Here is a 2,909-nt window from a genome sequence, read left to right as displayed (position 1 = left end):
CCACGCACGAAGCTCGGTGCGTGGCGGCCGGTCGGCCGGTGCTGCTTCTGCTGTTCGCTGACCCCGTACCGGATTATTCGGGGACCTTGCGGTAGGCGCCGTCGCTCGCGCTGGTCGCCATCGAGGCGTAGGCGCGCAGCGCCGCCGAGACCGGGCGCTGCCGGTCGGCCGGGGTGTACGGCTTCGGCCGGCGCTCCTCGGCGTGCCGGCGCTGGGCCAGCTCCTCGTCCGAGACGTTCAGGGTGATCGTGCGGCCGGGGATGTCGATGGTGATCTCGTCGCCGGTCTCGACCAGGGCGATCAGCCCGCCGGACGCCGCCTCCGGGGAGACGTGCCCGATGGACAGGCCCGAGGTTCCGCCGGAGAACCGGCCGTCCGTGATGAGCGCGCACGCCTTGCCCAGGCCGCGGCCCTTCAGGAACGAGGTCGGGTAGAGCATCTCCTGCATGCCCGGCCCGCCGCGGGGTCCCTCGTAGCGGATCACCACCACGTCGCCGGCCAGGACCTGCTTGCCGAGGATGCCGTCGACGGCCGCGTCCTGGCTTTCGAAGACGCGCGCCGGGCCGCTGAACTTCCACAGTTCCTCGGCCACGCCGGCGGTCTTGACGACGCAGCCGTCGGGCGCGAGGTTGCCGAAGAGGATCGCCAGGCCGCCGTCGACCGTGTACGCGTGCTCGACCGAGCGGATGCAGCCCCCGGCCGCGTCCGTGTCGAGCGTCGCCCAGCGGTTCGTCGTCGAGAACGGCTGGGTGGTGCGCACCCCGCCCGGCGCGGCGTGGAAGAGCTCCAGCGCCTCCTCGCTCGCCTTGCCGCTGCGGATGTCCCAGGTCTCCAGCCAGCTGGTCAGGTCGGGGGAGTGCACCGAGCGCACGTTCTGCCGCAGAGCGCCGCCGCGGTTCAGCTCGCCGAGCAGCGCCGGGATGCCACCGGCGCGGTGCACGTCCTCCATGTGGTACTTCGGGCTGTTCGGCGCGACCTTGGACAGGCACGGCACCCGGCGCGACACCGCGTCGATGTCGGCCACGCTGAAGTCCAGCTCGGCCTCGCGGGCCGCGGCCAGCAGGTGCAGCACCGTGTTGGTCGAGCCGCCCATCGCCACGTCCAGGGCGACCGCATTCTCGAAGGCGTCGCGGCTGGCGATGGCCCGCGGCAGCACGCTCTCGTCGTCGTTCTCGTAGTACTGCTTCGCGATGTCGACGATCAGCGAACCGGCCCGCTCGAACAGGGCCTTGCGGGCGGCGTGGGTGGCCAGCGTCGAGCCGTTGCCCGGCAGGGCCAGGCCGATCGCCTCGGTCAGGCAGTTCATCGAGTTGGCGGTGAACATGCCGGAACAGGAGCCGCAGGTCGGGCAGGCCGAGCGCTCGATGGTGTCGAGCTGGGCGTCGGTGACGTTCTCGTTGGCGCTGGCGCTCATCGCGTCGACCAGGTCGAGCTTCTCGTGCACCACGCCCTCGATGGCGACGGTCTTGCCGGCCTCCATCGGGCCGCCGGAGACGAAGACCGTCGGGATGTTGAGCCGCAGGGCGGCGATCAGCATGCCCGGGGTGATCTTGTCGCAGTTCGAGATGCAGACCAGGGCGTCGGCGCAGTGCGCGTTCACCATGTACTCCACCGCGTCGGCGATCAGCTCGCGGCTGGGCAGCGAGTAGAGCATGCCGCCGTGGCCCATCGCGATGCCGTCGTCCACCGCGATGGTGTTGAACTCGCGCCCGATTCCCCCGGCCTCGAACACCGCGTCGGCGACCAGACCGCCCATGTCCTTGAGATGGACGTGACCGGGCACGAACTGGGTGAAGCTGTTGGCAATGGCGACGATCGGCTTGCCGAAATCGTCGTCGGTCATGCCGGTGGCGCGCCACAGGGCGCGCGCGCCGGCCATCGTCCGACCGTGGGTCGAGGTCCGGGAGCGCAGCTCAGGCATTACTACATACTGCCACCGCGGGTAAGGACCGCGCCTGTGCCGGGCGACACCCAGTCCACTGCGCGGGACGCGATCATGTGTTGCGGTTCGAAACCGGTCGATCGGTCGGGTCCCGAAATGCGCTCCGGTACGGCAGAGTGTTCCCGTGCACTCACCGTCCGGCGTGGAGCTGGCCGGGCTGGCGAGCCTCGTGGTCGCGGTCCCGGCTGTCGCCCTCCTGGCCAACTCCGGCCGTAAGCACACCGGTGCTGCCCGCCGGGCCCATCTGCTGCTCGCCGCGGGCGCCGCGATAGCCACTGCCGCCGCGCTCGCCGGGTTGCTCAGCAGCCTCTTCCTGGTGCACGCCCCGGTCCGGCTCGCCTCGGCCGTCGCCGTGGCGATGGCCCTGGGCACCCTGACGCTGCTGGTCGGCACGCTGATGTTGCCGGGCGCGGCGGAGAGCCCGGGCGCGGCGGTCCGGCACCTGCTCGACGGCTTCGTCGTCGCGGCCGCGCTGTGGTTCGTGGGCTGGGTGCTGGTCTCCCAGCCGACCCGGCTGCTCGGCGATCAGACCCCCGCGCGGTGCCTGTCGATGCTGCTGCCCGCGGGAGTCGCGGTGATCGCTCTCGGTCTGACCGCGGTGCTCGCCATGCACGCCCACCGGCCGCGGCACGTCACCGTCCGGGTGGCCGCCGGAGTCAGCCTGGTGGCCCTGGCCGCCACCGCGCTGTCCGCGGGCATCTGCCGCGGCTGGGCCGGGGTCGTGCTGCTCGGCGCCGTGCTGCTGCCCGGCGGCCTGGTCGTGGTGGCCCGCGCCGTCAAGATCGCCGACCGGCCGGTCGAGGTGGTCGGCGACGTCACCCAGCGCAACACCGGGTACGCCTTCGTGCCGATGTCCGCCCTGGTCGCCGCGTTCGGCTACCACCTGGCCGTCGACCTCTTCGACAAGGGCGTGACCCTGCGGATGGGCCAGGCGCACGTGAAGCAGTGGGTGGACGACATCCTGCCG

General features: G+C 71.9%; 1 protein-coding gene and 1 pseudogene. One reads left to right on the top strand and one right to left on the bottom strand.

Annotated elements, in window-relative coordinates; genetic code table 11:
• Positions 1-73 precede the first annotated feature (73 nt).
• The gene (ilvD, locus tag AB0C29_RS40240) at positions 74-1,921 is read right to left on the bottom strand and encodes a dihydroxy-acid dehydratase (protein ID WP_360832148.1); all 1,848 of its coding nucleotides are present in this window, start codon (positions 1,919-1,921) and stop codon (positions 74-76) included.
• Between the two features lie 145 nt (positions 1,922-2,066).
• Between ilvD and AB0C29_RS40235 the strand changes: the two are divergent.
• A pseudogene (locus AB0C29_RS40235) lies at positions 2,067-2,909 on the top strand (GGDEF-domain containing protein); the annotation flags it as partial.

Origin of the sequence: Actinoplanes sp. NPDC048791 (assembly GCF_040650095.1) — a bacterium.
GTDB lineage: Bacteria > Actinomycetota > Actinomycetes > Mycobacteriales > Micromonosporaceae > Actinoplanes.
This window is presented reverse-complemented; position numbering and strand designations above follow the sequence as displayed.

Bases quoted from the DNA above. Each gene is read 5' to 3' on its own strand.
- ilvD (WP_360832148.1), bottom strand. From the start codon at position 1,921: ATGCCTGAGCTGCGCTCCCGGACCTCGACCCACGGTCGGACGATGGCC.